The sequence below is a fragment of the Halorubrum salinum genome (assembly GCF_024494575.1).
Taxonomy (GTDB): Archaea; Halobacteriota; Halobacteria; order Halobacteriales; family Haloferacaceae; genus Halorubrum; species Halorubrum salinum.
On record NZ_JANHDO010000001.1, the window covers coordinates 966,531 to 992,290 of the forward strand.

Sequence of the window (25,760 nt, forward strand, 5' to 3'; positions counted from 1 at the left end):
GCGTGCACGCGGTCGGTCGCCGTTCGGATGGGTCTCTGAACCGGAAATCCGGCGTCAGACGCGTGCAAGACGGCGACACAACGATTATACGTTATCCGAGAGTTCGTGAAACAATGGCCTCGCTCACCGACCACCTGTCCGACCTCGTCGAGGACGCGGACGCCGCGCTGCTGTTCTCGCCGACCAGTTCCTTCCACGACCGGTTCGTCGACGACGGCGGGGGCGACGACCCCGACGTCGTCGTCGTCGCGCCCGACAACGACGTCGACGCCGAGGTGTTCGTCGAGTTACCCCTCCCCTTCGACAACGTCAAAGACCGGATCCGGTTCGGCATCGAGGGCGCGATGGACGCCGACCTCGTGGCCGAGGGCGACGCGGTCGTCTGCATAGCGTCGGTGTTCGACGGCGGCTCCGACGCGGTGGTCCGCGTCACCGCCGACGAGACGATCCACACCGGCATCTACGACCTGTTCGTCAACTCCCGGGCCGAGCCGAGCGTCATTCGCGACGTCTTCGAGGTCGCCATCGAACTCGGAAAGAAGGGACAGAAGGGGAAGCCGGTCGGCGCGCTGTTCGTCGTCGGCGACGCGGGGAAGGTGATGAACAAGTCGCGGCCGCTCTCGTACAACCCCTTCGAGAAGTCGCACGTCCACGTCGGCGACCCCATCGTCAACGTGATGTTGAAGGAGTTCTCGCGGCTCGACGGCGCGTTCGTCGTCTCCGACTCCGGGAAGATCGTCTCCGCGTACCGCTACCTCGAACCGGGCGCGGAGGGCGTCGACATCCCGAAGGGGCTCGGCGCGCGCCACATGGCCGGCGGTGCGATCACCCGCGACACGAACGCGACCGCGATCGTGCTCTCCGAGTCCGACGGGCTCGTGCGAGCGTTCAAGGCCGGCGAACTCGTCTTAGAGATCGACCCGGAGGAGTACTGAACCGATGTCCACGGTCACGAGCGCGCTCGCCGGGGCGGTCGCGGCCGTCCCCGACCGGCTCTGGCTCGCCCTGTTCGTGCTCGCGTTCGGGCTCGTCGCGGCGTACGTCGTCGGCGTGATCAACCGCCGGCTGTTGACGAGAGCCGGGATCCCCGAAGTCATCGAGGGGACCGCCTTCGAGCGGACCGCCCGCGAGTTCGACACCTCCACGGTCCACATCCTCGCGCAACTGTCGAGTTACTTCATCGTCGCCGTCACGGTCATCGTCGCGCTCACGGTCGCCGACGTGAACTACCTCGAACAGTTCTGGTCCGGCGTCGCGGCCTTCCTTCCCCGCGTGTTCGTCGCCGTCATCGTCCTCATCGTCGGGATCGTCGTCGGCGACAAGGCGGAACTGCTCGTCGCCGAGCGGCTCCGAGGAATCAAGCTCCCGGAACTCGGCGTGTTCCCGCCGCTCGTCAAATACAGCGTGGTGTACGTCGCCGCGCTCGTCGCCCTCGGACAGGTCGGCGTCCAGACGCTCGCGCTCGTCGTGCTGCTGGCGGCGTTCGCGCTGGCGATCGTGTTGTTCGCCGCGCTGGCGACGAAGGACCTCGTCGCATCCGCCGCCGCGGGCGTCTTCCTCCTGTTGCGACAGCCGTACGGGGTCGGCGACGAGGTCCGCGTCGCCGGCGAGCGCGGGATCGTCCAAGAGGTCGACCTGTTCGTCACGCGCATCGAGGCCGACGGCGAGGAGCACGTGCTCCCGAATCACTCCGTGTTCCGCGACGGGATCGTGCTGATCCGAGAGTGACTGGCGCGAGGAGACGACCGGATGCGAGGAGCGAACCGAGACGCGTCGAGACGGTGGTCACGAGACGTGCCGTGTGATCCGTTCATACGGACCGTATGTTTATATATCTCTTTTCGTATTGGTCGTACGTTACCTCAATAGGCATATATACTTAAATAATTAAGATCGACCACGCGCTCCGGAACGCGGTCGACCACAACGATCGTGAGTCGCCGTCAGTCACCGTCTCAGTGGTCGACGAGGGGGAGACCGCGCAGGGAACGGTCCGTATCGCCGATGACGGGCCGTCGATTCCGAAGACGGAGATCGACGTCCTCTTGGAGGACGTCGAGACCAGCAGCACCTTTCACGGTACGAGCGTCGGTCTGTGGGTGATGCAGTGGTGCGTCGAGTCTCTCGGCGGCGAGTTGACGTTCGAGGAGAACTCCCCCCGCGGGAACGTCGTCTCCATCTCGCTTCCGAAGGTATCGGAGCCGCCGACAGACGACGGGTAATCGGAGACGGCGGCGCGGTCACGGCGCTCGGACGACAGGACGACGCCCGATCCCCGGTGCGCTTATCGCCGTGCGACCGTCAGGGTCGCGTATGGCACCGACGCTGGTCAGCGCCGCCGTCGGCGCGCTGCTCGCGGCGGCCTTGCTCGGGTCCGCCTTCGACCGCCGATCGGTCGCGATCGTCGTCGCGGCCGCGGCGGCTCCCGACCTCGACGCGGTCGCGAGCCTCGCCGTTCCGGGGGCGACGAACGCGCTCTTTCACGCGCTCTGGATCCCGCTCGCAGTCGGGGTCGCGCTCCGGTGGGACACGGCACACCGCGAGCGGTCGTGGCTCCGCGAGCGCGCGGTCGGGGCGACGGGCGACCGCGCCGTCCGGGTCGCGTGGGTGGCGCTGGCGTCGTTCGTCGTCGCCGGGATCGGGCCCGACCTGTTCTGGCGGGCGGGAGTGAACCCCTTGTATCCGGTCCACGACGCCTACTACCTCGTCTCCGGACGGCTCGTGTTCTCGACACAGGAGGGGATAGTCCAGACGTTCGTGACGCTCGGCAGAGAGGGCCCGGGCGTGCTCCCGATCGAACGGCTCGGTACGAGCGCGACCCACGCCGTTCCGACGTGGGTGAACCCGGACGGCCGACCGGGGCTCTCGCTCGACGCCGAGCGGGAAATCGCGCTCGTCCGGACCGGCTGGCAGCTGATCGTCGTCGCGAGCGCGGTCGCGATGCTCGCGGTCCGGTTCCGGGAGACGGACGCGGAGGTGACGCGCTGAATGCCCTCGACGGTCGTCCACGCCGGCTTCGCGCTCCTGTTGGCCGCCGGTCTCCTCGGAAGGCACTACGACCGGCGGGCGCTCGCGGCGCTGCTCGTGATCGTCGTGGTCCCCGAGGTGGACAGCTTCCTCGGCCCGTTCATGCCCGGCGCACACCGGACGGTCGGCCACACCCTCGTGTTCCCCGCCCTCGCCGCGGGGCTCCTCTACTACGACACCCGAATTCGGGACCGATCGCTCGTCCGGAGCCGACTCGACGACTTCGAGCGCGCGGACCGGTGGATCGCCGTCGCGTGGGTCGCGCTGTTCGCCCACGCGTTCGCGCACGTCGGCCTCGATTGGACGCATCTCGACGGCGTCAACGTCGCCTGGCCGCTCGTCGACCGGTTCGTCCACCTCGACGGGGAGGTCGTCTTCTCGACCGCCGAGGGGTTCACGCAGACGTTCGTGGAGGTGCAGGTAGATCCCGAAACGGGGCGGCGGGCGGTCGACGCCGGCGTGACCGGAACCACAGAGACGGTCCACGTGAACAACCCCGTCGAGCCACGGGACCCCGACGAGGTCACCGAGGAGCCGGTCGACCGCCGGTTCCCGGTCGCGAACGCGGGCTGGCGGCTCTACCTGATCGGACTCGGGCTGTTCACGCTCGCGGCGCGGCGGCTGCAAGGCGACGTGTGAACCCGCAAGCTGTGAAAATCGGCGCGAGGTTCGTCCGTCCGCGGCGCAGCGGCGTCGCCTACGGCGTGATCACGGCGCGGCCGTCGATCTCACCGTGTTCGAGCTTTTCTGCGACGGTGTTCACGTCGCCGAGGTCGTACCGGCTGGTGTGTAGATCCACGTCGCCCTGCTCGACGAGCGCGACGAGCTCCTGTAGCTCGGCGTACCGCCCGACGATGTTGCCGACGAACGAGAACTCGCCGTTCACCAAGGCCTGCGCCGGCTCGTGGATGTGTCCGCCGTAGCCGATGATGTGGTGGTCGCCGCCGGCGGCGGTGACGTCGGGCGCGTAGGCGGTCGTCTGGTCCGCGCCGACGAAGTCGAGCACCTGCGCGGCACCCGTCCCGTCGGTGATGGACTCGACTTCGGCGGGCACGTCGGCCTCCGTCGGGTTGACGAGGTGGTCGGCGCCGTACCGGTCCGCGAGGTCGAGCGCGGCGTTTTTCACGTCGACCGCGGTGATCCGCGCCGCGCTCATCGCGTCGAGACACTGGAGCCCGATGTGGCCGAGCCCACCGATGCCGATGACGACCGCGTGGTCGCCGGGGTTCAGTTCGCCGACCGCCTTCTTCGCCGCGTGGTACGCCGTGATGCCGGCGTCGGCGTGCGGCGCGATGTCGACCGGATCGACGCCGCCCGGCAGCGGGATCACGGAGCGCTCGCTGGTGTGGAGGTAGTCGGCGAAGCCGCCGTCGGTCGTCAGCCCGTTGAACGCGTCGTTCTCGCAGTACATCGTCTCGCCGAGCCGGCAGGGCCGACAGGTGCCACAGGTCTGTACGGGGTGACAGATCACCGCGTCCCCCTCGGAGACGATCTCGACGTCGTCGCCCGTCTCGACGACGGTCCCCGCGTTCTCGTGGCCCAAGGTCATCGGGAGGTCCTGCGGGACGTACTCCTCCCACATCCCCTCGATGATGTGATTGTCGGTCTGACACCAGCCCGCGCCCTCGACCTCGACTATCACGTCGCTGGCTCCGGTCGCGTGCGGCCGATCGACCTCGTCGATCTGCAGCCCCTCGGTCATGTCGTCCGTGTACTCGTGGAGTCGGGCAGCTTGCATGTGAGACACTGTCTCGTTTCCTCCTGCATAAACGTTCGTTATAGTCTTGTAATTATACTGAACGATCCTTATTGTTATGTGTGGTCGGACCACACACAGAAACGCATGTACGAGATGGACGGTGAGGAGATCTTCGTCATCGACGGGCACGTCCACCTGTGGGACGCTCGCACGGAGAACATCACGCACGAGGGGGGCGAGCAGTTCATCCAGTGTTTCTACGATTATCACACGGGATTCACGCCGGAGGAGAAGCAGTGGGACATGGAGGAGTACCGTCACTACGGCGCAGACCGGATGGCGACCGACCTGTTCGGGAACGCGGCGGCCGACATGGCGATCTTCCAGCCCACGTACCTCACGGAGTTCTACGACGAGGGGTTCAACACGACCGAACAGAACGCCGAGTTGGCCGAGGAGTACCCGGAGCGGTTCGTGTTGAACGGGAGCTTCGACCCCCGTGACGGCGAGGAGGGGCTCCGTTACCTCGAACACCTCAAAGAGGAGTACGACATCCCCGGCGTGAAGCTGTACACGGCTGCGTGGCGCGACGACTCGAAGGGGTGGCGGCTCGACAGCGACGACGCCTTCGAGTTCTTAGAGAAGTGCGCCGACCTCGGGATCGAGAACATCAACGCCCACAAGGGACCGACGATCCGCCCGCTCAACCGCGACGCCTTCGACGTGAAGGACGTCGACGACGCCGCGTCGTCGTTCCCCGAACTCAACTTCATCGTCAACCACGTCGGGCTCCCGCGGCTCGACGACTTCTGTTGGATCGCGGCTCAGGAGCCGAACGTCTACGGCGGCCTCGCGGTCGCGTCGGCGATGTCGACGAACCGGAAGCGGAAGTTCGGCGAGATCATGGGCGAGCTGCTCTACTGGCTCGGCGAAGACCGCATCCTGTTCGGCTCCGACTACGCGCTGTGGAACCCCGACTGGCTCGTCGATCAGGTGATGAACGCCGAACTCACCGACGAGCAGCGCGACGAGTACGGCGTCGAACTCGACGTCGACACGATGAAGAAAGTCATGGGCGAGAACGCCGCCCGGCTGTACGATATCGACATCGAAGAGAAGAAACGCCAGTTCCGAGACGACGCCGTCACCGAACGGTTCGACCTCGCCGACCACTACGGCGGCGACGCGGGGGCCGCGGCGGACTGATGTCTGGGAGCCGCACGGACCCCGGCGGCGACGCCGGTTCCGCCGACACCGGCGACACCGCCGACGCCGCGGAGCTGACAGACGGTCCGCGCGTCGTGGCGGTTCGCGACAGGCTCGACCGCGTCGAGGACCCCGAGCTGGCCCGGTCGATCGTCGAACTCGACTACGTCGACGCGATCGATATCGACGGCGGACGCGTGCTCGTGCAGTTCACCCTCCCGACCGCGTGGTGTTCGCCGGCGTTCGCGTGGATGATGGCGGTCGACGCCCGCGACGAGGTCGAGTCGCTCGCGTGGGTCGACACGGCGCGGATCGAGCTGTGCGACCACATGCACGACGAGGAGATCACGACGGGCGTCAACGCCCGCGACACCTTCGGCGAGACGTTCCCAGACGCCGACGGCGGCGTCGCCGAAGTCAGGGCCGCCATCGCCGACAAGGCCCGGGTCTCGCGACAGCGCGAGGCGATCTCGACGCTGCTCGACGCCGGCGTCGATCCGGCGCAGATCGTCGCGCTCGACCGCGACGACGTGACGTTCGACGGCGAGGCCGCGCACGTCGAACTCGACGGGCTCTCCGTCGTCGTCGACCGCGACCCGATCGAGACGTACGTGAACCGGGCGGCCGCGAGCGGCCACGTCACCGACGCCGGTGACACGCTGTTTCTGACGCCAGAGGGCGATCAGATCGCGCCCGACCGGCTCGACCGGGTCCAGAAGCGCGCCCGCCTCGCCGACGTCAACATGAGCGGACAGGGCGCGGTGTGCGACGCGCTCCACAGGGCTCGCCACGGGTCGGACGACGAGAGCGGGTAAGCGCGTCTCGGCTCCGCCCCGGTCACCGTATCGGGCCGAGCCCGCCGAGTCCGCCCCCGGCCGCGCCGGAACGACCGTCTTCGTCGGGCTCGCCGTGGCCGTCTTTTTGCAGGCCGTGTCGACCGCGGTCGGCCCACTCGTCGCGGCTCCAGCCGCACGCCGGACAGTCGCCGTCTCCCCAGTCGAACGGTTCGCCACAGCCGAGACAGGCGGTGTCAGTGTTCACAGGTCGCGATACGTTCCGAACGACAAAAGCGTTCACCGCGAGTTGGTCGACCGGCTTCGACGCGAACCGACGTCACCGCCCGAATCCGGTCGGCGGCTCGGCGTGACGGGAGCGGCGGCCTCGTCCCCGTCGGCTCGCCGCGTCGGCCTCCCGGGGCGTGCCGCTTCGGTCACTCCGTTCGCCGACGTGGTTGCGAGCCGTCGCGTACGCCTCCCGGACGCGTCGGAACGACTCCTCGTCGCCGCCCTGATCGGGATGCGTCTCCTTGACGCGCTCGCGGTACGCGCGTTTCACCTCGTCGCCGTCGGCGCCGCGGGGGACGTCGAGCTCGTCGAACGCGGCGGCGACCGGATCGGGGGCCGACGTGGCGGCACCTCCCCGCGTCCCCCAGTCGGGCTCGGTCACGTCGAAGGGCAACCGCCGGCCGAGCCCGCGTCCGGGCATCTCGTGTTCACAGAGCACCGTGTACACGCCTTCTCCCTCCAGTCTGAAGTAGTCGTGCGCGTCGAACGTGATGGCGACGTCTCGCTCGGGTAGATAAAAGGGAACGCCGACCTCGCCGAGGGCGTGGTCCTCGGTGAATCGGACGTCCGTCGCCGTCAGGTAGTCTCGGATCTCGCGGCGGCGGCGCTCGTCGCCCGTGTGCCGTCTGCCGTCGCTCGCCGTTCCGCCGGGAGCGATGAGTCTGTCGCCGAGGTAGAAGACGAGCGCGACGACGCCGGAGGCGACGATGCCGGCCGCGACCCCGAGGAGTACCCACGTCGGCAGCGCGGTGACGGATTCGACGACCACGACGCTAGTTGCGGCTCGCCGCGTATCAACCTCTCGCCCGGTCCGGGTCTGGACAGCCGCAACGACGCGGGCGAGAGGCGGCGAACAGCGCTCAGCGTCGGCGGTGGGCGGTCGGTCCGATCAGATCAGGCCCTTCGCTTCGAGCCCGTCGAGGATGTCGTCGACGAGCGCCTCCGCCGACTCGTACGGGAACTCCTGTTCGCCGCCGAGCTTCGAGGCGAGCTCCATCGCGGTGACGCGCACGTCTCCGGCCTCGAACGTCGTCGTCGGACCGTCGGGGAGCACCGGGACGAGGTCCATCTGGGATTCGACCGGGTAGTCCGCGCCGTCGAAGGCGTCCAGGAACTGTTCGCGAAGCTCAGATCTCACGTCGCTCATACACCCCAGTCCCGTGAGTGACCGCAAAAGCGTTGCGACACACAGAGCGGGCGTCTGCGAGGACTCAGTCGCCGGGGCGTCGTCCGCGCCCTCGCCGCGCTTCGGTCGTCGTCGGAACGCCGAGCCGCTTCAGTCGTCGTCGGCCCGCGGCGTCTCGGCGGCCGCCTCTCGGTTCGCTTCCTCTCGCGGCCCGCCCGCGTGCCCCTCGTGGGCGACGGCGGTCGCCATGAGTTCGGGCGAGATGGCGGGCACCTCGTCGTCGGCGACGGGGCCGTCTCGGGCGACGGACTCCTTCGAGCGGGGGAACTCGCGAAGTTCCTTGTGGATCGCGAGTCCGGCTTTCGCGCCCTGACCCATCGCGACGGGCACCTGATTGTGTCCGGGCGTCACGTCTCCGACGGCGTACACGCCCTCGACGCTCGTACGGCCGTGGTCGTCGACGTCGACCGTGCCGTCGTCGGTGAGGTCACAGCCGAGCCCCTTCGCGAGGCCGGTGTTGTAGTCGGAGCCGTACATGGGGAAGCCGCCGCGGTACTCGCGGGTCGTCCCGTCCTCGAACTCTAAGGCGTCGAGCCAGCCGGAGTCCGGATCGTTCTCGACGCCGACCACGTCCTCGTGAACGACGTCGACCGGGTGGGCCTCCAGCTGGGCGGCGGTCTCGTCGCTCCACGTCGGCTCCGCGCCGCGGGTCAGGAGGTCCACCTCGTCGGTGACGTTGAGCATGATCATCGCGACGTGGGCGGCCGCCTCGCCGTGGCCCATCACGTACACCGGCTCGTCGACGAACATGTAGGCGTCACAGTGGAGACAGTAGTGCAGTCCCTTGCCGGTCCGCGGGAGCGGCGGGTCGGGACGCTCGTCGGAGAACCCGGTCGCGAGCACGACGCGGTCGGCGCGAAGCTCGTCGTCGCCGACCGAGAGACGGAACCGACCGTCGTCGTCGCGGTCGATGTCGGTGACGAACCCGCGCTCGAACGTGCCGCCGTACGACTGCACCTGCTCGCGACCGATCGCGAGGAACTCGTTGCCGGAGGTCTCCTCGGTGACGCCGATCACGTTATGGGTGTCTGCCATCATCGCCGCTCGGCCCCCGCCGCGGTCGACGAGCACCGTGTCGTGACCCAGTCGCGTACCGTACAGCGCGGTCGTCAGCCCGGCCGGGCCGCCGCCGACCACCGCGATATCGTAGTCGTCGTCGGACGAACTCATTACCGCTAGTTGGGCGTCCTCCGGTTTAAATGGCGTCGTGCTGTGCGCGCGCCGCGACCAGCCCGCGGTCACGGTCGGTGGCAGTCGCGTCGAGATCCTGCCCGTCTTCGGTCCGAACGGAGGCCGTGCGGCGTACGAGACGTGGACGGCGTACGTGGCCCCGGCCACTCCGCCCGCGCCCGTCGGGCCGACGCCGTTCGGCTGGTTCCTCCTCGGCTGGGTCGCCGTCGTCGCGCTCGGCCTCCTGCTCGGCTGGGGGGAACACCGACTGCGGAGATCGCGCGCCGCGACCGCTCCGCGCCCCGGAAACTTATTTGCGCGCGCCGCGTTCGGTCGCTCAGTGCCCTCCCGTCTCGCTCTCGCCGCGGTCCTCCTCGTCGTCGGCACCCTCGCCGACGTGGGGTCCACGTACCTCGCCATCACCACCGGCGAGTACGTCGAGGGGTCGCCGGTCGGCGGCGCGCTCATCACCCTGTTCGGTCCGCTCCGCGGGATGGTGATCACCAAGGCCGTCGGCATGGTGCTCATCGGCGTCCCGGTCGCGATCGCGGGCGGCTCCCGCCGGCTCGTCGCCACGCTGATGTGCGGCGGCGTCGGGCTGCTCTCGATTCTCGCGGCCGCGCGGAACCTCCTGATGCTCGCCGGGGTCTGGTGACCCCGCTTCGTGATGCTCGCCGGGGTTGGTGACCGCGCTTCGAGCCTCGGACGAGAGCGACCGTGCGGTCACTTCCCCTGATAGAGCCGCTCTGCGGTCCGCTCCGGGAGCCCGGCGTCAGCGGCCGCCTCGGCGACGCGATCGACGTCGTAACCGACCCGTCGGAGGTCCGCTTCGTCGCTCGCGGCGTCGAGGACGGCGTAGGCGGCGTCGGGGTCGCCGTCGCGGGGCTGACCGACGCTACCGGGGTTGACCACGACGCCGCCACCGACCGAGCGCGCCCCCTGTACGTGGGTGTGCCCGAGCACGATCCCGTCGTACTCGCCCATGTGGCGGTCGAGCGATCCGAACTCCTCCGGGTAGACGTAGGCGTCCTCGCGCTCCGCCGCGGGGTGTGAGTGGACCAGCAGGTACCGCCCGCCCGCGACCTCTGCGGACCGCGGGAGCCCGCGGATCCACGCGAGCTGATCGTCGGACAGCGACGTCTTCGCGTGTTCGAGCCCCGCCTCGGCCATTCGGTTCGCCCGATAGCGCTCGGGCGTCTCGACCGTCCGATCGTGGTTGCCGCGAACCGTCGCCGCCGCGACGTCGCGAACGCGCTCGACGCACTCGGCCGGCCACGGGTTGTAGCCGACCACGTCGCCGGCACAGACGATCCGGTCGACGGCTGGCATGTCGTCGAGGACGGCCTCGAGCGCTGGCAGGTTCGCGTGAACGTCCGAGATGAGCCCCACCTTCATCGAGACGGGGTTCGCCGCCGAGGCCCGAAGAAGTTCGGGTCACCGGGTGAGAACGCGGGGTCATCAGCGCACCTTCGTCGACACCGTGATTCCGGAGCCGACCGGGAGGACCGCGGTCTCGACCGCGTCGTCGGAGCAGACGGTACCGACGTACTCGCCGATGCCGCGCGTCTCGGCGTCGACTTCGGCGTCCGGGAGCGGCGCGCCGTCCTCGAAGTGCGCCACGAGGTCGGCGAACTCGATGGGGCCGCGCGTGACGTTGTCCGCGACGATCACGCCGCCGGCCCGGACCTTCGAGAGGACCGCTCGATAGGCGTCGGCGTACCGGTGTTTCTGGTGGTCGATCAGGACGAGGTCGAAGGGGCCGTCGTAACGCGTTATCGTCTCCATCGCGTCGCCTACTTCGAACGTCACCCTATCGGCGTAGCCGCCCTCGGCCGCGAACTGCACGCCGCGTTCGGCCTCCTCCTCGTCGAATTCGGTGCAGACCACGGCGTCCGCGCCGCCGCGGAGGAACCAACTCGCGGAGTAGCCGAACCCGGAGCCGAACTCGAAGACGCGCTCGGCGTCGGTCAGCCGGGCGAGGAGCCGGAGCACCGCGCCAGCTTCCGGCCCGATGGTCGGAAACCCCCAGTCGTCGGCGAGGTCGGCCATCTCCGCCTGTATCGGCGTGTGGTCGGGCGCGGTCGCGGCGAGGAACCGCTCGACGGCGTCTGCGCGTGCGTCCATGCGTGCGAATCTACCGCACGATACTTGAAACCGGGCGACCGCTCGTCCCCCGCGTGCTCCGCCGTCTGCTCGCGGGCGAGCGACGCGCGACCTCGGCGCGCCTCGTGGACGTCGGAAGGGACGACGTCCGTCGATGAACGAGATTCTGAAAACTGTTAAGTCGCGTTCGCCACTCTGTCTCACTAATGTACGATCCTGACGAACTGGACGCCATCCGGGAGGCCAAAGAGTCGTGGGAAGAGGGGACCTACGGCGAGACCGTCGACCGGTTCGGCGAGCGGAAGGAGTCGTTCACCACCGACACGGGCGGTCAGGAGGTCGATCCGCTGTATACGCCCGCCGACATCCCGGACAACGACTACCGCGAGGACCTCGGGAACCCGGGCGAGGAGCCGTACACGCGCGGCGTCTACTCGACGATGCACCGCGGACGGCTCTGGACGATGCGCCAGTACGCCGGGATGGGGACCGCGGCGGAAACGAACGAGCGGTTCAACTACCTCATCGACCAGGGTTCGTCGGGGCTCTCGATGGCGTTCGACCTCCCGACGCAGATGGGGTACGACTCCGACGCCGCGATGGCCGAGGGCGAGGTGGGACGCTCGGGCGTCGCCATCGACACCCTCGACGACTTCGAGACCGTCTTCGGCGGGATCCCCTTAGACGAGGTGTCGACGTCGATGACGATCAACGCTCCCGCCGGAGTCCTCCTCGCGATGTACGTCGCGATGGGCGACAAGCAGGGCGTCCCCCGCGAACAGCTCCGCGGGACGATCCAGAACGACATCATGAAGGAGTACATCGCGCGGAACCTCTATATTTACCCGCCCGAGCACTCGATGCGGCTCATCACGGACATCTTCGAGTTCTGTGCCGCCGAGACCCCGAGTTTCAACACGATCTCCATCTCGGGGTATCACATCCGCGAGGCCGGCTCGACCGCGGCCCAAGAGGTCGCGTTCACGCTCGGAAACGGCATCGAGTACGTGCAGGCCGCCATCGACGCCGGGCTCGACGTCGACGACTTCGCCCCGCAGCTCTCCTTCTTCTTTAACGCGCACAACAACATCTTCGAGGAGGCCGCGAAGTTCCGCGCCGCGCGCCGGATGTGGGCGCAGATAATGGAAGAGCGGTTCGGAGCCGAGAATCCCAAATCCAAGCAGCTCAAGTTCCACACGCAGACCGGCGGCTCCACGCTGACCGCCCAACAGATCGAGAACAACGTCGTCCGCGTCGCGTACCAGGCGCTCGCGGCGGTGCTCGGCGGCACCCAGAGCCTCCACACCAACGGCAAAGACGAGGCGCTCGCGCTCCCCACCGAGCAGTCGGTCCGGACCGCGCTCCGGACCCAGCAGATCCTCGCCCACGAGTCGGGCGCGGCGGACACGATCGACCCGCTGGCCGGCTCCTACTACGTCGAGAACCTCACCGACGGGATCGAGGAGGACGCCTTCGAGATACTGGACGAGGTCGACCGCCGCGGCGGCATGCTGGAGGCGGTCAAGAGCCAGTGGGTCCAGCGGCAGATCCAGGACGTCGCCTTCGACCGGCAGGAGGAGATCGAGGAGGGCGAGCGGATCATCGTCGGCGTCAACGAGTACGAGGTCGACGAGGAGCCCGAGATGGACCTAGAGGAGGTCGATCCGGAACAGGAGCAGGCACAGCGCGAGCGCCTCCAAGAAGTGAAAGCCGACCGCGACGACGACGCCGTCGACGACGCGCTCGGATCGCTGCGCGAGGCCGCACGGGGATCGGAGAACGTCATGCCCCACATCGTCGACGCCGTGAAGGCGTACGCGACGGTCCAAGAGATAAGCGACGTGCTCCGCGAGGAGTTCGGGGAGTACAAGCCGGGACGGTGATCCGACCCGGGTCGGGGTTCGCCGTCAGTCCGCACCGCGGACGACGTGGCCGTACTTCAGCGTCGCGACGAACACCGAGCCGCCGACCGCGTTGCCGACCGTCGCGAGCGCGAGGAACGTCAGGTAGTCGGCCACGGTGATCGCGGGGGAGACGAACAGCCCGAAGAGCACCTCCACGTTGCCCGCGATCGAGTGCGGCAGGTGGAGCAGACCGATGGTCCCCGTCACGACGACGACCAGAATGAGTCGGCTCGTCGTCTCTTGGGCCGCCGCGATGAGCCACGCCAACAGTCCCATCAGCCATCCGGCGAACAGCCCGCCGACGAACAGCCACGGCAGGTCGTGGGTGACGAGTTTGAGCGCGATTTCCTCGAAGGCGGACGCCTCGACGACGCCCAGTCCGGGAGTCAAAAGCACCGCGAGCAGGGTGAAACACAGCCCGCCGACGAGGTTGCCGACGTACACCAACCCCCAGAGCCGCCCCAGCTCTCCCCACGACGCCTGCCGGTCGAGGACGGGGATCACCGCGAGCATGGTGTGTTCCGTGAACAGCTCCGACCGTCCGAGGATCACGAACACGAAGCCGACGGAGTAGACGGTCGCGAGGAGCAGTTCGGTCGTGAGGTCGCCGTACCCGCCCGGTGAGAGCGTCAGCACCACGGCCATCACCAGCGGTCCGAACCCGATGTCGAGCCCCGCGGAGAACCCCGACAACAGCAGGCCGGACCGCTCCCGATGGATCTCGTTGAGCGCGCTGTCGATGATCGAATCGAGGATGTTCCGAGACGTCGGCGTCGACGACCCGTCAGGGACGTCCGCGTCGGTGGTAGTGTCGTTCACGACGAGTCCGGTTCCCGGTTGCGGCCGTCGGCACCCAAGCCTTTCGTCCGTACTACAGGTGCGATGACCCGCGTTCGGCGGGCCTCTCGTTGCTTTTTATACGGTGGCCGCGGGATCCGCGACAATGCGATTCGACCACGTCGGGGTCGCCACGCGCGATGCGGCCGACCTCGCCGACCTGTTCGACGGTCTGTTCGACGCCCCGATCGCTCACGAGGAGACGTTCGACGGGATGTCTCTCGTCTTCCTCGAACTCGACGACGGCGGATATTTCGAGCTGTTGGAGCCGGCCGAAGCCGGGACGATAGCCGACTACTTGGAGCGCGAGGGTCCGGGGATTCATCACGTCGCGCTCGCGACGGACGACCTCCCGACGGCGCTCGACCGCGCCCGTACCCTCGGCGTCGATCTCATCGACGAGGAACCGCGGCCGGGCGCGTGGGGCCACGAGGTCGCCTTCTTGCACCCGGGCTCGACGGGCGGCGTGCTCGTGGAGTTCGTCGAGCACTGACCGCGACGCCTCGGACGACGACTTTTATCCGATACGGGGTCATCTCCGACCATGTTCCGCGACCTCTCGCGGCCGATCGAGACGGGAATGCCGACCTACCCCGGCGACCCCGAGGTGACGCTGTCGCCGGACGCGACACACGCGGAAGACGGCTACGCGACGAGCGAGCTGCGGGCCGGGAGCCACGCCGGCACCCACGTCGACGCGCCCCGACACACGCTGGCCGACGGAGAGCCGGTAGACGCGGTCGACGCGGGCTCGTTCGCGCTCGACGCCCGCCTCGTCGACCTCTCGGACGCCCTCGGCGAGCGCGAGCCGATCGCGGCCGAGACGCTACCCGGGTCGGTCCGCGACGAGTGCGACCTCCTCGTCGTTCACACGGGGTGGGCGGACCGCTGGGGAACCGACAGCTACCGCGACCACCCCCACCTGACCGAGGCGTCCGCGGAGCGCTGTCGAGACTTGGGCGTGGGGGTCGGCCTCGACACGTTCGGGCCGGACCCGACGCCCCCGGCTCCGACGGCGTCGAAGTCGGGCGATCCGTCTACCGGCGAGCCGACCGGCACGCCCGCAGGCGACGAGCCGACCGGCACGCCCGCCCACGACGCGTTGTTGGGAGCCGGACTGCCGATAGTCGAGAACCTCTGCTCTCTCGCCCGCCTGCCGGATCGATTCCGGCTGTACGCGTTTCCGCTCCGCCTCCGCGACGGCGACGGATCGCCGGTGCGGGCGGTCGCGGAGTGGGAGGCGTGACGCTCGACGCCGGACTGGGACCCGCCTCGCACGGGCGTCCCCGGGTGCGAGACAGACCAAACCCGTTTTAAGCGTCGGCGACGAACCGCGATTCAAGGTCGATATACATGGAGATGCCACGTCGTTTCAACACGTACTGTCCCAACTGTGACTCCCATCAGGAGCACGAAGTGGAGAAGGTTCGATCGGGTCGGGCGACCGGGATGAAACGCGACGCGCGCCAGCGACGCCGCGCGCTCGCGACGATCGGCAACGCCGGCGGGTACTCGAAGGTGCCCGGTGGCGACAAGCCGACGAAGAAGACCCACCTGAAGTACCGCTGCGGCGACTGCGGCAAAGCGCACATGCGCGAGGGCTGGCGCGCCGGTCGGCTCACGTTCCAGGAGTAAGCATGGCAGGAAGCTTCCACCGCGTCGCCTGCGGCGACTGCGAGAACGAACAGGTCGTCTTCGGCAAAGCCTCCTCCACGGTGTCGTGTGCGGTCTGCGGCACGACGCTCGCGACCCCGACCGGCGGGGAGGCCGAGTTCCACGGCGAGATCGTCGAGACCGTTGAGGCACGGTAACCGCCTCACTACCTCCGTATGAAGTACAGCGGCTGGCCCGAACCCGGCGAGTTGGTCGTCGGCGACGTCGACGAGATCGCCGACTTCGGCGTGTTCGTCGACCTCGACGAGTACGAGGACAAGCGCGGGCTCTGTCACATAAGCGAGGTCGCCTCCGGCTGGATCAAGAACGTCCGCGACCACGTCCGCGAGGGACAGACGGTCGTCGCGAAGGTGCTGGAGGTCGACGAGTCTGCGAACCAGATCGATCTGTCGATCAAAGACGTCAACGAGCACCAGCGGAAAGACAAGATACAGGCCTGGAAGAACTCGCAGAAGGCCGACAACTGGATGCTCATCGCGCTCGGTGAAGACGTCGACGACGACCGCTACACCGAGGTCGCCAACGCGCTCTTAGCGGAGTACGACACGCTCTACGACGCCTTCGAGTCGGCCGCGATCAGCGGGAGCGAGGCCCTCGACGCGGTCGACGTCGACGACGCGGCCGCGGAGTCGATAGTCGAGGCGGCCCGCGACAACGTCTCCGTCCCCTACGTCGACGTGACCGGATACGTGGATCTCGAATCCGCGGCGTCAGACGGCGTCGACGACGTGAAGGCGGCGCTCGAAGCGGCCGAAGGCAACGGCGAGATCCCCGACGGCGTCGACCTCGAAGTCGGCTACGTCGGCTCGCCGGAGTACCGGATCAAGGTTCGCGCGCCCGACTACAAGACGGCCGAGGACCAGCTCGAAGCCGCGGCCGACCGCGCCCGCGAAGCGATCGAGGCCGCGGGCGGTACCGGCGAGTACCACCGCGAGCGCCGCGAAGACGACGAGTAACTTCTCCGTTTTTCCGTGAAATCCGACATCCGCGTCTGTGCGAGTTGGGAGACCGCCCACGACCGACCGGTGTACGCGCTCGGCGACCGCTGTCCGGAGTGCGACGGGCCGACAGAGAACAGCGCGCCCGCGCCGTTCAGCCCCGAGGATCCGTACGGCGAGTACCGCCGCCGCGTTCGGCGGCGGGCGGCCGACCGGTAGCGGCGACACCCACTTTGCCGCCCGCGACCCCCCGCTCCGTCCGGACGAATAGCCACCCTCTTGTGAACGCCGCCCGGAGGGACTGGACATGGACGACATCGAGATCGACGCGGTCGCGACGCCGGAGCTCGACGATCCGGTGCTCATCGAGGGACTACCGGGCGTCGGCCACGTGGGGAAGCTCGCGGCCGAACACCTCCTCGAAGAGTTCGAAAGCGAGCTCGTCCGACGCGTGTACACCACCGAGTTCCCGCCGCAGGTGAACGTCGACAGTGACGGCGTCGCCGAGTTGACCTGTGCTGAGTTCCACGCGATCGAGACCGACGGCGCGGACCTGCTGGTGTTGACCGGCGACCACCAGGCCGGTTCGAACGCGGGACACTACAGGCTCACCACGACGTTTCTCGACATCGCCGAGGAGTTCGGCGCGAGCCGCGCGTACGCGCTCGGCGGCGTGCCGACCGGCGAACTCGTCGAGGAGTACACCGTGCTCGGTGCGGTCTCGGACGGCGACCTCATCGAGGGGCTCGAAGACGCCGGCGTCGAGTTCCGCCCGGACGAGCCGGCCGGCGGCATCGTCGGCGTCTCGGGGCTCGTGCTCGGGCTCGGCGAGCGTCGCGGCTTCGACGCCGCCTGCCTGATGGGCGAGACGAGCGGCTACCTCGTCGACCCCAAGAGCGCGCGCACCGTCTTGGAGACGCTCGAAACCCTGCTCGACTTCTCCGTCGACTACGAGACGCTGGAAGAGCGCGCCGAGGAGATGGAGGAGGTCGTCGGAAAGATCCGCGAGATGCAGGACGGGCCGGCGGTCCCCGACGACGACCTCCGATATATCGGCTGATCGGCCGTCGTCTGTGGCTCGCGCGTATCGATTCTCACCGATTCCGGCAGGGATAAACCCGATCCGGATCATCGTTCGTGTATGACAGACGTACGCGTCGCGGGAGTCGGGCTCACGCGCTTCGGGAACCACCCGGAGCGGACGGGGCGTGACCTCTTCGCGACCGCCGCGCTCCGCGCGTTCGAGGACGCCGGCGTCCCCCGCGAGGACGTCGAGGAACTGAACTACGGCAACTTCATGGGCGCGCTCGCCGAGCACCAGGGCCATCAGGCTCCGCTGATGGCGGAAGCGGCCGGCGTTCGCTGTCCGGCGACCCGATACGAGTCGGCGTGCGCCTCGGCCGGCGTCGCCGTTCGCGAGGCGGTCAGAACGGTCCGCGCGGGCGACGCCGACGTGGTGTTGGCCGGCGGGATGGAGCGCATGACGAACCTCCCGACTGCGGAGGTGACGGAGGGGCTCGCCATCGCGGCCGACGACCTCTTCGAGGTCCGCGAGGGCGTGACGTTCCCCGGCGCGTACGCGCTGATGGCGAACGCGTACTTCGACGCGTACGGCGGGGAACGCGAGGACCTCGCGCATATCGCCTCGAAGAACCACGCGAACGCGGTCCCGAACGAGTACGCCCAGTTCCGCTCGGAGGTGTCCGTCGAGGAGGCGATGGACGCGCCGCCGGTCGCGGAGCCGCTACACCTCTACGACGCCTGTCCGATCACCGACGGCGCGAGCGCGCTGGTGATCGTCTCCGAGGAGTACGCCGCAGACCACGACGTGGACGCGCCGGTGGCGGTGACGGGCGTCGGGCAGGGGACGGATCGGCTGGCGCTCGCTGACCGCGAGCACGTCGCGCGGACGCCCGCCGCGGACGACGCGGCGGAGACGGCGTACGCGGCCGCCGGCGTGGAGCCCGCCGACGTTGACGTGGCCGAGGTCCACGACTGTTTCACCATCGCCGAGGTGCTCGCGATCGAGTCGCTCGGTATCGCGCCCCGCGGCGAGGGGATCACGGCCGCCCGCGACGGACGCACCACCGCCGACGGCGACGTGCCGGTGAACCTCTCCGGCGGGCTGAAGGCGAAGGGACACCCCGTCGGCGCGACCGGCGGGTCACAGATAGCGGAACTGACCCGACTCCTCCGGGGCGACCACCCGAACAGCGAGCACGTCGCCGACGCGGAGGTCGGCGTCGCGCACAACGCCGGCGGGACGGTGGCGAGCGCCGTCGTGCACGTCCTGGAGGTGGCCGAATGAGCGACGATACGGCGGACGGCGGGTCGGTGCCGGCGACGAACGCCGGCTACGACGAGTGGCTCGACGCGGTCGCCGACGGCGAAGGGTACGCGCTCGTCTGTCCGGACGGCCACGGGTCGCTCCCGCCGCGCCGGGTGTGTCCCGAGTGCGGGTCGACGGAACTCTCCCGCGAGCCGCTCGCTGCGACGGGGACGGTCGAGACGCAGAGCGTCGTGCACGTTCCCTCGCCGCGCTTCGCCGAGGACGCGCCGTACGTGACCGCGATCGCCGACTTCGGACCGGTCCGAGTCACGGGCGTCGTGCGGGGGATCGACCCGGAGCCGGACGCGATCGAGGCCGGCGACGAGCTCGAAGCGTCCGTCGGGACGCGCGAAACGGACGGCGAGCGTATCGTCGTGTTTCGGCCGACGGACGAGGCGTGAGGCGTCGCGGGACGGCAGAGAAGGGAAGGAGGACTACTCGGTGACGAGCAGTTCGACCTCGTGGCCGTCCTGATCTTTCGTGAACGCGTAGCGGTTGTCACAGGACTCGGGGTCGCGGTAGTCCGGTGCTTCGCGGGTCATGAGCGTCTCCCACGCCTCGTCGAGGTCGTCGACGCGGACGCAGACGTGTCCCCAGCCGTCGCCCATCGTGTATTCGCGGCCGTCGTAGTTGTACGTCAGTTCTAGCTTCATCGCCTCCTGCGGGGCGTCGTCGGGTGCCACGAAGTAGTTCGCGAAGGAGTCGGCTTCCCAGCGGCCGGGGACCTCCGTGTGCTCGAACTTGCGGGTCCAGTAGCCGAGCGCCTCGTCGGCGTCCTCGACGCGGATCATCGTGTGGTCGATGCTCCACTTCGCGCCGTAGTCGCGCTTGACGATCTCGATCTCGTGGCCGTCGGGGTCTTTCACGAACGCGTAGCGGTTGTCACAGGACTCGGGGTCGCGGTAGTCGTCGACGCCCTCCTCCATCAGTTGGTCGTACGACTCCTGTAAGGCGTCCTCCGGCACGCGAACGGCGATGTGTCCCCACGCGTCGCCGATCTCGTAGGTGTGGTCGCCGTGGTTGTAGGTGAGCTCCAGGGTCGCCCCGTCCTCGTGCATGTCTTCGGGACCGAGATAGACGTTGGTGAACGTGTCTGCCTCCCATCGGTCCTTCTCCTCGTAGTTCAGGTGCGTCTGGTACCAGTCGAGGCTCTCCTCTAAGTCCTCGACGCGGATCATCACGTGGTCGAAGGTTCCGTCCATACGCCCTGATATCGGTCGCTCGCCTCAAAAGCGTACTGAAGCCGCGGACCGCGGAGGACCGACGCGGCTACGACCCGCGGTCGAACCGCTCTTGGTGGAGCGACTCGCTGTCGTTGAAAACGACGACACCCACGTGCGGCTCCTCGTCGACCGCGACGGTCGTCTCGTCGCCGGCCGTCACCTCGCCGCCGTCGGCGTCCCACGGGCGGAGCCCGTCGCTTCCGGGCTCGACGACTACGTCGATCTGTTCGGCCGAGACGGCGTCGCCGCCGGCGTGCGTGAACGTAACGTCCCCGCCGTCGCCGTCCGCGGCGGGATCGTACGCCACGTCGAACGTCGCCTGCGGCGGGATCACGTGTTCGGTCACGGTCCGAGTCCGGTCGCCGGCGGTCCACTCCACGGCGACCGTCGTTCCGGCCGACAGACCGCCGAGCGTGAGCGTTTCGCCGCCGGTCAACCGATCCGTCACGTCGGACGGCTGCACCTCGGCCGGCTCGCCGTCGACGAGGACCCGAAACGCGTCGGAATCGCGGTGGACCTCGCCGAGGTAGCGCAGGGTCGTCCCCGAAGCGCTCTCCCCGCCTTCGGCGCTTTCGCCGCCCGTTCCGTCCGCACCGCCCGCGGCGCGTCCCCCGTCTTCGACGACGAACCCGCGGCGGGGCGTCGCCGGGAAGTGTCCCACGGAGCTGGACGCCGCGCCGTTCTCGAACTCGGTGTGGACGCTGACGACCACGGTGTCGTCGCCGGCGACGCCGTCGACGGTGACCGCGTCGCCGGCCGTCAGCTCGTCGTGTTCGGCCGCGAACCGCGACTCGCGCTCGCTCTCTCGCCCTCGCGGCCCGTTCGAGCCGGTAACTGAGAGGCGCAGTCGGCTCGGATCGACCGGTCGGTCGCCGACGTACTCCACGGTCATCTCTTCTGCGGCGGCGTCGTACCGCGCGATCACGGCGTCGCGTGCCGTCGTCGTCCCGCCGAGGTGGTGCTCGCGCTCGCCGCCGACCCACACGAGCCGCACCCGCGAGAGGGGCGGAACGGGGGCGGTGAACGCGTCGTCGGGGCCGAACTCGTCCAGCTCGTCGGCGGGCTGTACCCCGGTCGGCTCCCGGCCGGCCTGTAGCTCTAGCTCCGACGCGGGGAGCGTTCGCCCGCCGCGGTGGCGCACCGTGACCTCTCCGGCGTCCGGGTCGTACTCGATCTCAGCGCGGGTGTTCGGGACGACCTCCTGCTCGGCGACGACGACCGGCTCGTCGGGCTCGCGCCACTCGACCGCGACGGCGCTTCCAAGCCGAAGCTCTCCGAGGACCAGTTCGTCCCCGTCCGAGAGAGAGTCGTGTTCGTCGGCGAACTGCGCGTCGGTCGGCTCCCCGTCGACCAGCGTCACGAACGCGTCCGCGGGGCGAGACTCCTCGCCGGCGTACCGTACGGTCGTACCCTCCTCGGCGCGCGAGTGGATCCAGACGTGCGGCGGCGACGCGCGGTAGTGCGCGAGCGACCCTCTCCCGACGCCCGGCGGGGTCTCCACGTCGAACTCCAGCCGCACGCTGTCGCCGATACTCACGTCGTCGACGACGACCTCGTCGCCCGGTTCGAGCGTGGCGTCGGTGAACTCCTCGCCGACCGTTCGGGCACCGCTCTCCCCGCGGTGGACCAGCCGGAGGTCGCTCGGGTCGGCCGCGCGCTCGCCCTCGTAGGTCAGCTCCAGCGTCTCGGCGTCCATGTCGTACGAGAAGGAGAACGCCTCGCGGTCGACGCGCTCGCTGGCGTACGTGTAGTAGGCGTTCTCGGCGGCGTCGAACCACCGCAGCGTGACGGTTCCGATCCGGCCGGTGTCGACGGTGAGCGCGTCGCCCGCCTCGAACGTCCCGCCGTCGAGGACGGCGTCGCTCACATCTTCGCCGTCGTGCCACACCTCGAGCTCGTCGGCGGGCACCGCCTCGCCTCCGCGGTGTTCGAACGTCACCGTGCCTTCCTCGCGGTCGAACCGCGAGCGAACGTCCGCGTCCGGGGCCGCCTCGCGGTCCAGTTCCGGCGGTGCTTCGACCGTGACGTCGACGAGTATCAGCCCGTCCGCCCGCGAGACGTCCGTCTCGACCGGTTCGGCGGGATCGACCGCGCGAACGAACCGTTCGACCGCGTCGTCGTCGGGCGACGCTCCCCCGGACCCGGTGCCGGACGCGTCGTCCGCAGTGCGGATGACGTAGGCGTTCTCGGCGGTTCCGTCCAGCTCGCGCAGGTCCGCCGGAGCCGTCTCGAAGCCGGCGGCGAACGCGTCGACGCCGCCCGGAACTCGCGACGGGAACGGCCCTCCGTCGGCGTCGGGGACGAGGAGCACCGTCTCGAACCCGCCGAGCCGCGGGAGCGCCGCCTCGCCGATCGCCGACTCCGCGAGCCGATCGACCTCGCCTGTGGCGGTGCGGCCGGCGATTCGAGCGGTCTCGATCCGTCGATCGGCCTCGTCCCCGCTCGCATCCGCCGCGCCGGAGGCGGCTGGAACAGCGGCGGCGGTGGCCGCCGCCACGCCTTCACCGGCGACGACGGCGGTGTCGCCGTCGTCGGCGAGCCGCCAGCCTGCGGGGAGTTCGTCCGTCGTCTCGGCGTCCGTCGCGGGGCCGGAACTCCCGCCGCGATCACCGTCGACGACGCTGCCAGCGTCACCGCTCTCGCCGACCGCGATCGTCTCCCCGAGTTCGACCCGGTCGAACGATCCCGCGGCGGTCAGCAGGCGGACTCCGCGGTCTGACGGCGTGACCGAGACCGTCGCCGACAGCGCGTCCGCGTCCACGCCGAGCGTCTCGGTCGCGGACCGAGCGCGATACGACAGGTCCTCGGTCGCGTCCGCGTCGACCCGGTCGGCGATGACGGTCGCGTACGTCGTCGACAGCGCCTCAGCCGCCGGCACGGGGAGGAAGGCGTCTGCGAACGGCGCGGGAACGTCGACGTCGAGGTCGGCCGGTGTGCCGTCCGGTGAGCGTTCGTCTCCGTCGACCTCCGGGTCGACGAAGCCGGTCAGCGCGGCGAGCGTCAGGGCGCTTCCACCGAGGAAGTCCCGACGGGAGGGGCGTACCATGATCGGCGGTACAGACGCGCGGTGCAAAAGGGTACGGGAGGGACAAATCGGCGTCGTAGTTATCGCGACCCGCTCGCCTCTCCGTCCGCTTTCGGCAGGCACTTCGCGCGGGAGTGCGACGTTCGGCGTGTGAACACTGGATACCTCTCGTACGCGCTGCTCGCGATGGGGGCGTACGCGTTCGTCCCGCCGCTCATGCGCGTCGCAACGACGGGTCCGAATGCGGTTCCGAGCGACGTCGCGGTCGTCCTCTCGAACACGCTTCTCGTCGCGATGGCGCTCGGCGTGCTGGCGTACACCGGTCAGGGATTCTCGACGCATCTCGGTTCGCCGAAGATCCCCTACGTCCTCGCAGCCGGACTGTTCTTGGGGATCGGTATCCTGGCGCTGTACCGCGCGCTCTCGCTCGGGCCGGTGAGCGTCGTGACGCCCGTCTTCGCGATGTTCCTCGCGTTCTCCTCCGTGATCGGGTTCTTCGTCTTGGGCGAGTCGTTCACCGCGCGCAAGGCGTTCGGGATAGCGCTCGCGGCCGCGTCGGTGTATCTCGTGTCCGGGACGTGACGACACCCCGTACGACGCCCGTGACGAAATCCCTATACTTCGCACGGAGGTAGCGTCACCCCCGCAGTGACCCGCCTCCCGAACCCGTTTCGTGCCGCGATCGTCTACATCGGTCTGGCCCTCGCCCGCGTCGGCCTGATCGACCGCCACCGTGTGGTCCGGACGGCGGACCTCGCGTGGCCGCGGATCGTCACGGGGATCGCCCGCATGTCGAAGAACGCCGTCGACGTGGCCATGGTCGGCGTCGCCGTCGGCACCAGCGCGGTCGCCGGCGTCGGCTTCGCCGGCCCGTACTGGGGGCTCGCGTTCGCGATCGGCGGCGGCGTCGCGGGCGGTACCATCGCCTTAGTCTCACAGCGGTACAGCGCCGAGGCGTTCGCGGAGCTCGGCGACGCCGTCCGGGCGAGCGTCCTCCTCGTCGTGGCCGTCACCGTCCCCGTCTCCGTGACCTTCTGGACGCAGTCGGCCGCGCTCATCGACGTCCTCAGTAGCAACGAGGCGGCGATCGCGTACGGCTCCGCGTACCTCCGGATCGTCGGCCTCGGCGTCCCGTTCGCCGCGTTGAACCTCGTCGGGAGCCGCGCGCTCGTCGGCTGTGACGACGCCTACACCGCGATGCAGGTCCGCGCCGGCGGCGCGCTCGCGAACATCGTCCTCAGCGCCGCGTTCATCTTCGGGCTCGGCTGGGGCGTCGAGGGGGCCGCCGTCGGAACGGTGCTCTCGAACGTCGTCGCGGCGAGCGCCTTCGCCGTCGGCCTCGTCCGCGGCAGCGTACCGGGTATCGGCGCGTTCCCGGTGTCTATCGACCCGTTCGGGTCGTACGTGAACCCGGACATGCTCAGCGACCTCGTCTCGATCGGGCTCCCCGTCGGCGCGCGCAACCTCGTGTGGACCGTCGCGGAGTTCCCGATGCTGGCCATCCTGGACGTGTTCGGCGAGAACACCGTCGCGGCGTTCGTCATCGCGCGGCGCATCTGGGGGATCATGAACACGCCGGGATGGGGGTTCGGGCTCGCCTCCTCCAGTCTCGTCGGACAGGAACTGGGCGTCGAGCGCGTCGCCGAGGCCGAGGCGTACGCCCGCGACATCATTCGCTTCTCCGTGGCGACGTACGTCGTCTTCGCGGCGCTTACGGCCGTCTTCGCGACCGACATCGTCACGCTGTTCGCGGAGAGCCCGGACAGCCCCGAGATACCGATCGCCGTGACCCTCGTGTACGCGGCCTGCGTCGCCGTCGTCTTTCAGGGCGTCTCGGGCGGGGCCGCGGGGCCGCTCGACGCCGCCGGCGACACGAAGATCCCCTTCGCGAGCCAGTTCATCGGGATGTTCTGCGTCTCGATCCCGCTCGCGTACGTCGGCGCACACGACGCCACGCCCGCGATCGACGTGCCGCTCGTCGGCGTGACGGTCCCCGAGATCGCGCTGCCCGCGATCGGGTTGTGGGGCCTCTATCTCGCGTTCCTCGCCGAGACGACGATCCCCGCCGCGATCAACTACTGGCGGTTCCGCTCCGGCAAGTGGAAGAAGATAAGCGAGGCGTACAGGCCCGACGCGCCTGCGGACGACTAGCAGAACCGGACGGTTACCCCGCGGAACCGCCGTCAGAGCCGCCGATAGAGCGTCCATCCGACCGCGAGGAGGGCAGCGGCGACGCCGAGGGCGAACGGTACGGAGCCGGTAGGTGCGCCGAACTGCCAGTCGAACTGGGCGGATCCGACGATCGCGACGATCGCGGCGATCACTCCGACGTACCGGAGGAGCGCGGACTGCGAGGACCGTCCGGGCATACGTTC

31 protein-coding genes are annotated in these 25,760 nt (G+C 69.2%); 20 read left to right on the top strand and 11 right to left on the bottom strand.

Annotated elements, in window-relative coordinates:
* Window positions 1–113 precede the first annotated feature (113 nt).
* From dacZ to NO930_RS05230, 5 genes are all read left to right on the top strand, one after another.
* Window positions 114–935, top strand: coding sequence for a diadenylate cyclase DacZ (gene dacZ, locus NO930_RS05210; RefSeq protein ID WP_256402720.1), 822 nt, complete (start codon window positions 114–116; stop codon window positions 933–935).
* Between the two features lie 4 nt (window positions 936–939).
* Window positions 940–1,728: a mechanosensitive ion channel family protein gene (locus NO930_RS05215; RefSeq protein ID WP_256402721.1), complete on the top strand. Its 789-nt coding sequence runs from the start codon at window positions 940–942 to the stop codon at window positions 1,726–1,728.
* A 164-nt stretch (window positions 1,729–1,892) separates the two neighbouring features.
* Complete coding sequence (locus NO930_RS05220) at window positions 1,893–2,222, top strand: ATP-binding protein (RefSeq protein WP_256402816.1); 330 nt, start codon at window positions 1,893–1,895, stop codon at window positions 2,220–2,222.
* 91 nt (window positions 2,223–2,313) lie between these two features.
* Window positions 2,314–2,988: a metal-dependent hydrolase gene (locus NO930_RS05225; RefSeq protein WP_256402722.1), complete on the top strand. Its 675-nt coding sequence runs from the start codon at window positions 2,314–2,316 to the stop codon at window positions 2,986–2,988.
* Complete coding sequence (locus NO930_RS05230) at window positions 2,989–3,666, top strand: metal-dependent hydrolase (protein ID WP_256402723.1); 678 nt, start codon at window positions 2,989–2,991, stop codon at window positions 3,664–3,666.
* Window positions 3,667–3,724: 58 nt separating this feature from the next.
* Here NO930_RS05230 and NO930_RS05235 read toward each other — a convergent pair whose 3' ends face one another.
* Window positions 3,725–4,765 carry an NAD(P)-dependent alcohol dehydrogenase gene (locus NO930_RS05235; RefSeq protein WP_256402724.1) on the bottom strand — a complete coding sequence of 347 codons (1,041 nt, stop codon included), beginning with the start codon at window positions 4,763–4,765 and terminating at the stop codon, window positions 3,725–3,727.
* 105 nt (window positions 4,766–4,870) lie between these two features.
* Here NO930_RS05235 and NO930_RS05240 point away from each other — a divergent pair, with 105 nt between their 5' ends.
* Together NO930_RS05240 and NO930_RS05245 are read left to right on the top strand one after the other, a co-directional pair.
* Window positions 4,871–5,932, top strand: coding sequence for an amidohydrolase family protein (locus tag NO930_RS05240; protein ID WP_256402725.1), 1,062 nt, complete (start codon window positions 4,871–4,873; stop codon window positions 5,930–5,932).
* The gene (locus NO930_RS05245; RefSeq protein ID WP_256402726.1) at window positions 5,932–6,747 is read left to right on the top strand and encodes an iron-sulfur cluster assembly protein; all 816 of its coding nucleotides are present in this window, start codon (window positions 5,932–5,934) and stop codon (window positions 6,745–6,747) included. The genes NO930_RS05240 and NO930_RS05245 overlap by 1 nt, the downstream gene beginning before the upstream one ends.
* Before the next feature lie 22 nt (window positions 6,748–6,769).
* Here the strand turns inward: NO930_RS05245 and NO930_RS05250 are convergent, their stop codons facing one another.
* The 4 genes from NO930_RS05250 to NO930_RS05265 form a co-directional block, all read right to left on the bottom strand.
* Window positions 6,770–6,973: a hypothetical protein gene (locus NO930_RS05250; RefSeq protein ID WP_137784905.1), complete on the bottom strand. Its 204-nt coding sequence runs from the start codon at window positions 6,971–6,973 to the stop codon at window positions 6,770–6,772.
* A 72-nt stretch (window positions 6,974–7,045) separates the two neighbouring features.
* Window positions 7,046–7,765, bottom strand: coding sequence for a J domain-containing protein (locus tag NO930_RS05255; RefSeq protein ID WP_256402727.1), 720 nt, complete (start codon window positions 7,763–7,765; stop codon window positions 7,046–7,048).
* A 120-nt stretch (window positions 7,766–7,885) separates the two neighbouring features.
* Window positions 7,886–8,143 carry an MTH865 family protein gene (locus NO930_RS05260; RefSeq protein ID WP_049982912.1) on the bottom strand — a complete coding sequence of 86 codons (258 nt, stop codon included), beginning with the start codon at window positions 8,141–8,143 and terminating at the stop codon, window positions 7,886–7,888.
* Between the two features lie 129 nt (window positions 8,144–8,272).
* On the bottom strand, window positions 8,273–9,352 hold the full coding sequence (locus NO930_RS05265) for an NAD(P)/FAD-dependent oxidoreductase (protein WP_256402728.1): 1,080 nt from the start codon (window positions 9,350–9,352) through the stop codon (window positions 8,273–8,275).
* 340 nt (window positions 9,353–9,692) lie between these two features.
* On the opposite strand from NO930_RS05265, the gene NO930_RS14065 reads away from it, so the two are divergent.
* Entirely contained in the window at window positions 9,693–10,007 is a 315-nt protein-coding gene (locus tag NO930_RS14065) for a hypothetical protein (RefSeq protein ID WP_137783406.1), read from the top strand.
* A gap of 68 nt (window positions 10,008–10,075) precedes the next feature.
* Here the strand turns inward: NO930_RS14065 and NO930_RS05275 are convergent, their stop codons facing one another.
* Window positions 10,076–10,747 (bottom strand): metallophosphoesterase family protein, encoded by a 672-nt coding sequence (locus tag NO930_RS05275; protein ID WP_256402730.1) that lies wholly within the window; start codon window positions 10,745–10,747, stop codon window positions 10,076–10,078.
* A gap of 63 nt (window positions 10,748–10,810) precedes the next feature.
* Entirely contained in the window at window positions 10,811–11,476 is a 666-nt protein-coding gene (locus NO930_RS05280; RefSeq protein WP_137783404.1) for an O-methyltransferase, read from the bottom strand.
* Between the two features lie 185 nt (window positions 11,477–11,661).
* On the opposite strand from NO930_RS05280, the gene NO930_RS05285 reads away from it, so the two are divergent.
* Complete coding sequence (locus tag NO930_RS05285) at window positions 11,662–13,338, top strand: acyl-CoA mutase large subunit family protein (protein WP_256402731.1); 1,677 nt, start codon at window positions 11,662–11,664, stop codon at window positions 13,336–13,338.
* A 24-nt stretch (window positions 13,339–13,362) separates the two neighbouring features.
* On the opposite strand, the gene NO930_RS05290 is transcribed toward NO930_RS05285, so the two are convergent.
* Entirely contained in the window at window positions 13,363–14,178 is an 816-nt protein-coding gene (locus NO930_RS05290; protein ID WP_137783402.1) for a formate/nitrite transporter family protein, read from the bottom strand.
* A gap of 124 nt (window positions 14,179–14,302) precedes the next feature.
* Between NO930_RS05290 and mce the strand changes: the two genes are divergently transcribed.
* The 9 genes from mce (at window position 14,303) to NO930_RS05335 (ending at window position 19,538) form a co-directional block, all read left to right on the top strand.
* Window positions 14,303–14,689 carry a methylmalonyl-CoA epimerase gene (gene mce / locus NO930_RS05295; RefSeq protein WP_137783401.1) on the top strand — a complete coding sequence of 129 codons (387 nt, stop codon included), beginning with the start codon at window positions 14,303–14,305 and terminating at the stop codon, window positions 14,687–14,689.
* A 51-nt stretch (window positions 14,690–14,740) separates the two neighbouring features.
* A complete protein-coding gene (locus NO930_RS05300) occupies window positions 14,741–15,442 on the top strand; it encodes a cyclase family protein (protein WP_256402733.1) in 702 nt (233 codons plus the stop codon).
* 107 nt (window positions 15,443–15,549) lie between these two features.
* Entirely contained in the window at window positions 15,550–15,831 is a 282-nt protein-coding gene (locus NO930_RS05305) for a 50S ribosomal protein L44e (RefSeq protein ID WP_008004085.1), read from the top strand.
* 2 nt (window positions 15,832–15,833) lie between these two features.
* Entirely contained in the window at window positions 15,834–16,007 is a 174-nt protein-coding gene (locus NO930_RS05310; protein ID WP_137784620.1) for a 30S ribosomal protein S27e, read from the top strand.
* An 18-nt stretch (window positions 16,008–16,025) separates the two neighbouring features.
* Window positions 16,026–16,826: a translation initiation factor IF-2 subunit alpha gene (locus NO930_RS05315; RefSeq protein ID WP_256402734.1), complete on the top strand. Its 801-nt coding sequence runs from the start codon at window positions 16,026–16,028 to the stop codon at window positions 16,824–16,826.
* 15 nt (window positions 16,827–16,841) lie between these two features.
* On the top strand, window positions 16,842–17,027 hold the full coding sequence (locus NO930_RS05320; protein ID WP_256402735.1) for an RNA-protein complex protein Nop10: 186 nt from the start codon (window positions 16,842–16,844) through the stop codon (window positions 17,025–17,027).
* Window positions 17,028–17,115: 88 nt separating this feature from the next.
* Window positions 17,116–17,868, top strand: a complete 753-nt coding sequence (locus NO930_RS05325; RefSeq protein ID WP_137784353.1) for a proteasome assembly chaperone family protein — start codon at window positions 17,116–17,118, stop codon at window positions 17,866–17,868.
* Between the two features lie 81 nt (window positions 17,869–17,949).
* The gene (locus NO930_RS05330; protein WP_256402736.1) at window positions 17,950–19,116 is read left to right on the top strand and encodes a thiolase domain-containing protein; all 1,167 of its coding nucleotides are present in this window, start codon (window positions 17,950–17,952) and stop codon (window positions 19,114–19,116) included.
* A complete protein-coding gene (locus NO930_RS05335) occupies window positions 19,113–19,538 on the top strand; it encodes a Zn-ribbon domain-containing OB-fold protein (protein ID WP_137784758.1) in 426 nt (141 codons plus the stop codon). Before NO930_RS05330 ends, NO930_RS05335 begins: the two co-directional genes overlap by 4 nt.
* 33 nt (window positions 19,539–19,571) lie before the next feature.
* On the opposite strand, the gene NO930_RS05340 is transcribed toward NO930_RS05335, so the two are convergent.
* Together NO930_RS05340 and NO930_RS05345 are read right to left on the bottom strand one after the other, a co-directional pair.
* Complete coding sequence (locus NO930_RS05340) at window positions 19,572–20,339, bottom strand: VOC family protein (protein ID WP_256402737.1); 768 nt, start codon at window positions 20,337–20,339, stop codon at window positions 19,572–19,574.
* Window positions 20,340–20,406: 67 nt separating this feature from the next.
* Entirely contained in the window at window positions 20,407–23,406 is a 3,000-nt protein-coding gene (locus tag NO930_RS05345; RefSeq protein ID WP_256402738.1) for a type IV pilin N-terminal domain-containing protein, read from the bottom strand.
* A 129-nt stretch (window positions 23,407–23,535) separates the two neighbouring features.
* On the opposite strand from NO930_RS05345, the gene NO930_RS05350 reads away from it, so the two are divergent.
* Both NO930_RS05350 and NO930_RS05355 read left to right on the top strand, forming a co-directional pair.
* Window positions 23,536–23,967, top strand: coding sequence for an EamA family transporter (locus tag NO930_RS05350; RefSeq protein ID WP_256402739.1), 432 nt, complete (start codon window positions 23,536–23,538; stop codon window positions 23,965–23,967).
* A 66-nt stretch (window positions 23,968–24,033) separates the two neighbouring features.
* Window positions 24,034–25,536 carry an MATE family efflux transporter gene (locus tag NO930_RS05355; RefSeq protein ID WP_256402740.1) on the top strand — a complete coding sequence of 501 codons (1,503 nt, stop codon included), beginning with the start codon at window positions 24,034–24,036 and terminating at the stop codon, window positions 25,534–25,536.
* A gap of 32 nt (window positions 25,537–25,568) precedes the next feature.
* On the opposite strand, the gene NO930_RS05360 is transcribed toward NO930_RS05355, so the two are convergent.
* The gene (locus NO930_RS05360) at window positions 25,569–25,754 is read right to left on the bottom strand and encodes a multidrug transporter (RefSeq protein ID WP_137784723.1); all 186 of its coding nucleotides are present in this window, start codon (window positions 25,752–25,754) and stop codon (window positions 25,569–25,571) included.
* Window positions 25,755–25,760 lie beyond the last annotated feature (6 nt).

Bases quoted from the DNA above. Each gene is read 5' to 3' on its own strand.
- dacZ (WP_256402720.1), top strand. From the start codon at position 114: ATGGCCTCGCTCACCGACCACCTGTCCGACCTCGTCGAGGACGCGGAC.
- NO930_RS05215 (WP_256402721.1), top strand. From the start codon at position 940: ATGTCCACGGTCACGAGCGCGCTCGCCGGGGCGGTCGCGGCCGTCCCC.
- NO930_RS05225 (WP_256402722.1), top strand. From the start codon at position 2,314: ATGGCACCGACGCTGGTCAGCGCCGCCGTCGGCGCGCTGCTCGCGGCG.
- NO930_RS05230 (WP_256402723.1), top strand. From the start codon at position 2,989: ATGCCCTCGACGGTCGTCCACGCCGGCTTCGCGCTCCTGTTGGCCGCC.
- NO930_RS05235 (WP_256402724.1), bottom strand. From the start codon at position 4,765: ATGCAAGCTGCCCGACTCCACGAGTACACGGACGACATGACCGAGGGG.
- NO930_RS05240 (WP_256402725.1), top strand. From the start codon at position 4,871: ATGTACGAGATGGACGGTGAGGAGATCTTCGTCATCGACGGGCACGTC.
- NO930_RS05245 (WP_256402726.1), top strand. From the start codon at position 5,932: ATGTCTGGGAGCCGCACGGACCCCGGCGGCGACGCCGGTTCCGCCGAC.
- NO930_RS05260 (WP_049982912.1), bottom strand. From the start codon at position 8,143: ATGAGCGACGTGAGATCTGAGCTTCGCGAACAGTTCCTGGACGCCTTC.
- NO930_RS05265 (WP_256402728.1), bottom strand. From the start codon at position 9,352: ATGAGTTCGTCCGACGACGACTACGATATCGCGGTGGTCGGCGGCGGC.
- NO930_RS05275 (WP_256402730.1), bottom strand. From the start codon at position 10,747: ATGAAGGTGGGGCTCATCTCGGACGTTCACGCGAACCTGCCAGCGCTC.
- NO930_RS05280 (WP_137783404.1), bottom strand. From the start codon at position 11,476: ATGGACGCACGCGCAGACGCCGTCGAGCGGTTCCTCGCCGCGACCGCG.
- NO930_RS05285 (WP_256402731.1), top strand. From the start codon at position 11,662: ATGTACGATCCTGACGAACTGGACGCCATCCGGGAGGCCAAAGAGTCG.
- mce (WP_137783401.1), top strand. From the start codon at position 14,303: ATGCGATTCGACCACGTCGGGGTCGCCACGCGCGATGCGGCCGACCTC.
- NO930_RS05300 (WP_256402733.1), top strand. From the start codon at position 14,741: ATGTTCCGCGACCTCTCGCGGCCGATCGAGACGGGAATGCCGACCTAC.
- NO930_RS05305 (WP_008004085.1), top strand. From the start codon at position 15,550: ATGGAGATGCCACGTCGTTTCAACACGTACTGTCCCAACTGTGACTCC.
- NO930_RS05310 (WP_137784620.1), top strand. From the start codon at position 15,834: ATGGCAGGAAGCTTCCACCGCGTCGCCTGCGGCGACTGCGAGAACGAA.
- NO930_RS05315 (WP_256402734.1), top strand. From the start codon at position 16,026: ATGAAGTACAGCGGCTGGCCCGAACCCGGCGAGTTGGTCGTCGGCGAC.
- NO930_RS05325 (WP_137784353.1), top strand. From the start codon at position 17,116: ATGGACGACATCGAGATCGACGCGGTCGCGACGCCGGAGCTCGACGAT.
- NO930_RS05330 (WP_256402736.1), top strand. From the start codon at position 17,950: ATGACAGACGTACGCGTCGCGGGAGTCGGGCTCACGCGCTTCGGGAAC.
- NO930_RS05335 (WP_137784758.1), top strand. From the start codon at position 19,113: ATGAGCGACGATACGGCGGACGGCGGGTCGGTGCCGGCGACGAACGCC.
- NO930_RS05340 (WP_256402737.1), bottom strand. From the start codon at position 20,339: ATGGACGGAACCTTCGACCACGTGATGATCCGCGTCGAGGACTTAGAG.
- NO930_RS05345 (WP_256402738.1), bottom strand. From the start codon at position 23,406: ATGGTACGCCCCTCCCGTCGGGACTTCCTCGGTGGAAGCGCCCTGACG.
- NO930_RS05360 (WP_137784723.1), bottom strand. From the start codon at position 25,754: ATGCCCGGACGGTCCTCGCAGTCCGCGCTCCTCCGGTACGTCGGAGTG.